Below are 1,136 nucleotides of genomic sequence, written 5' to 3'. Positions count from 1 at the left end.
CAGGATTCTTTGAATTGGAGTAAGGAAGCCAATGCGTTTGTAGCTAAGCATGGAACGGAAGGAAGCAATAGCAAATTGAAGTTTCTTTTAGATGGTGACATCACGGCAAACTCAACGGATGCGATCACTGGCAACCAACTTTATTCAATGAATCAAACAGTTGCGACGTATTTTGGTGGAGGCGCTGGCTATGAAAATGGAAAATGGGTTGCCCCCACCTTCAAGCTTAAAACTATCAATGATGATGGTAGTACTGGTGAGGAAAAGGTTTACAATAGTGTAGCGGAAGCATTTGCTGGTGTTGCGAGTTCTATCACGAATGTTCATAATGATGTAACCAATGTAGTGAGTGATAGTCTTGCCAAGCAGGATGATGAGACGAAAGTTATCACTATTGGGAAAGAAGTAGAAGGTACAGAAGTCAATATTGCCAACAGTAAGAAAGAAGAAAGGATTCTTTCTGGTGTTAAGGCAGGAGTGCTTTCAGCAGAATCGACAGAAGTTGTAAATGGCTCTCAGTTATTTGCGACTAATAAAAATGTTACGACAGTGACTACCAGTCTAGACAGTGTTTCTAAAAATACATCGAGCTATTTAGGTGGTGGTGCTGATGTGCTTGTAGGTAATCTTCCGACGTATGTTGTTGGTGGTCAGTCATATCATGATGTTGGTTCAGCCTTTAGCGGTGTTGATACATCGCTGACAGATCTTCATAATGAGCTTTCTAAGAACAGCAATGAACTTACGCAGACCATTGAGCAGAATGCTTTGTTGTGGAACGATGACGCGCATGCCTTTGTGGCGCGTCATGTAAAGAACAAAGAGAAAGATGGTCAAGTTATAGCGGAACAAGAAAACAGCAAATTAAAGTTTCTATTAGATGGAGAAATTTCTAAAGGTTCGACAGAAGCGATCACGGGCAATCAGCTTTATTCAATGAATCAGACATTTGCGACCTATTTTGGTGGAGGAGCAGGTTATGATAAAGATGGACAATGGAAAGCACCAAGTTTTGTGATCAAGAAAGTTGATGCGGAAGGTAAAGAAAGTGAGGAAAGCTACAATAGTGTAGCGGAAGCATTTGCTGGTGTTGCGAGTTCTATCACGAATGTTCATAATGATGTAACCAATGTTGT

1 pseudogene is annotated in these 1,136 nt (G+C 40.9%); it reads left to right on the top strand.

What is annotated here, in order from left to right:
* Window positions 1–1,136, top strand: a pseudogene (locus tag ACFILY_RS09455) (hypothetical protein); the annotation flags it as partial.

The organism is Bartonella sp. CL25QHWL (assembly GCF_042195335.1).
GTDB lineage: Bacteria > Pseudomonadota > Alphaproteobacteria > Rhizobiales > Rhizobiaceae > Bartonella.
Note: the sequence above shows the minus strand (reverse complement) of the source record. Positions and strands in the feature narration are given on the sequence as shown.